The following is a 2,387-nucleotide window of genomic DNA, read 5'->3' as shown; positions in this document are numbered from 1 at the left end:
AGTTTTAAAAATACTCTATAAAGTTAGCTACTTTGATATGTTTTTTTAAAAAAGGGTTCTCTGAACCCTTAAAATGATAAAAACAAAACTGAAAAGCGTGCTTTAAATAACTTTTCATGTGATTGCCGTGAGAACTCTAGGCAAGTTAGGGTATCTTTGATATAATTGTAGAGATAATTTTATGAAATATGAGGTGTTATAAAAATGGTAAGAGTAAGATTTGCTCCAAGCCCAACAGGATATGTGCATATTGGTTCGCTTAGGACAGCGCTATACAACTTTTTATATGCAAAGAAAATGAATGGTTCTTATGTACTAAGAATTGAAGATACAGATCAAACAAGATATGTAGAAGGTTCAATAGAAAATTTAATTAACTGTTTAGTAAAGACAGGGATTGTACATGAAGAAGGCCCTTTTATTAAAGGTAATGATATTGAGGAGATTGGTAGCTTTGGACCTTATACTCAATCGAAACGACTTAATATTTATAATGAATACATTGAGAAATTAATAGAAAAGGATTGGGCATATACTTGTTTTTGCTCTCAGGATAGACTAGCAGAGGTACGTGATCAGCAGAAAGCCAAGGGAGAAACTCCTAAATATGACGGTAAATGTCGACAATTAAGTAAGACAGAAGTAGAAGAAAAAATCAAAAGCGGTGATCCTTATGTTATAAGGTTGAAGTTGCCTGTGGATACAATCATCTCCTTTGAAGATATGGTTCGTGGATCTATAGTATTTAATACTAATGATTTAGACGATCAAGTCTTAATCAAAACTGATGGTTTCCCAACTTACCATTTTGCAGTAGTTGTGGATGATCATTTAATGGGTATTACCCATATTATTAGAGGGGAAGAATGGCTTCCTTCAACGCCAAAACATGTTGCTCTATATAAAGCATTCAAATGGGAAGAACCTAAGTACGTGCACCTTCCTAATATATTAAACGATGACAAAAAGAAACTTAGCAAAAGACAGGGAGACGTCGCAGTAGAAGATTTCTTGAAAAAAGGTTACTTGCCTGAAGCACTAATTAATTATATAGCATTACTAGGTTGGAGCCCAGATAGTGAAGAAGAAGTTTTTACTATGGAGGAGTTAATACAAAAATTCGATTTAACTAGAATTAATAAATCAGGAGCAGTATTTGATAGGAATAAATTGAATTGGATGAATAGTATTTACATTAAAAGCATGGAAAACAAAAAATTAGTCGAATTGATTACTCCTTATTTATTGGATACAGATATTATATTAGAGACTGATTTTCAAGAAAAACCTGATTACATCCAAATGATTGTAGAAACGTTTAAGGAAAAACTTAATTCTTTATCCGATATAGTACCTTTAGTTAACGATTTGTTTAAAGAAGAAATTAATTTTGACGATGAAATGAAAGAAATTCTAAAAGGTGAATCAGTACCTGAACTTGTAAAAGTATTAACTAGTGAAATTGAACGATTAGATACTGTTACACCTGAAAATATAAAAAAGATATTCAAGATTATTCAAAAAGAGCATGGTATAAAGGGGAAGAATCTTTATATGCCTGTACGAGTAATTACTACTGGGGAAACTCATGGTTCGGATTTAATGATGATTATGTCTATATTAGGAAAAGAGATACTTTTAAAGAGAATTAATAGTTTGATTTTAAATTAAATACTTACTGAAAATAAGACAATCTAATTAAAATCAGATTGTCTTATTTTTATATGAGTATATGGAGACTTTGACCAAATAAATTATCTGTATAGTATAATAATAATATTTCCATAAAGCTAAGAACAAAGAAGCCTATTCTATAGAAATTAAGCTGATTTGCCAATTTTCATTTACCCACAGACCTATAATTTCATCTACATTCAGATTCCAAGATTTAAGGGTTTTAATGGACATTTTAATGTGTTCAATTTGCGTAGGGTAGTCAACTGTATTACCGGCACAATCGTGATGTCCTACGATAGATATAACCCTAGAACCATGCAGGTTAACAGATATGTGTAATCTTCTTTTAAGATTATGTAATAAAGGATTATTTTGATTTGCAGCTAAAATACCATTTGGTCCTGTCTCAGTAATATTGTCAACAAAATTTGCATTGTAGGTTTCTGACATGTATTTCAGTACAGGGACTTGTATTCTGCCATCCATACAATTAATTGTCGTCACGAATATGTCTTGTCCCATAGATTACCTCCATATTTTTTTTACTGTCTTCAATCTTATGTTATATTATGATATTGTTATTTTATATGTTGAATTGAATAAATACAAGATATAAGTATAATATATTATCTTGGCAATCGAAGGGTTCAACGAACCCTTATTAAAAAAACATATCAAAGTAGCTAACTATATAGAGTGTTTTTAAAACA

The 2,387-nt window shown here is 30.5% G+C and carries 2 protein-coding genes; one reads left to right on the top strand and one right to left on the bottom strand.

The window, feature by feature from the left end:
- Positions 1-204: 204 nt before the first annotated feature.
- Positions 205-1,671 (top strand): glutamate--tRNA ligase, encoded by a 1,467-nt coding sequence (gene gltX / locus GC105_RS16545; RefSeq protein ID WP_152807035.1) that lies wholly within the window; start codon positions 205-207, stop codon positions 1,669-1,671.
- Between the two features lie 135 nt (positions 1,672-1,806).
- On the opposite strand, the gene GC105_RS16540 is transcribed toward gltX, so the two are convergent.
- Positions 1,807-2,199, bottom strand: a complete 393-nt coding sequence (locus GC105_RS16540; RefSeq protein WP_152807033.1) for a carbonic anhydrase — start codon at positions 2,197-2,199, stop codon at positions 1,807-1,809.
- Between the last annotated feature and the right edge of the window lie 188 nt (positions 2,200-2,387).

The organism is Alkalibaculum sporogenes (assembly GCF_009362815.1).
Lineage (GTDB): Bacteria > Bacillota > Clostridia > Eubacteriales > Alkalibacteraceae > Alkalibaculum_A > Alkalibaculum_A sporogenes.
Note: the sequence above shows the minus strand (reverse complement) of the source record. Positions and strands in the feature narration are given on the sequence as shown.

Excerpts from the sequence above, each read along its gene's own strand:
- gltX (WP_152807035.1), top strand. The coding sequence starts at position 205 with ATGGTAAGAGTAAGATTTGCTCCAAGCCCAACAGGATATGTGCATATT.
- GC105_RS16540 (WP_152807033.1), bottom strand. The coding sequence starts at position 2,199 with ATGGGACAAGACATATTCGTGACGACAATTAATTGTATGGATGGCAGA.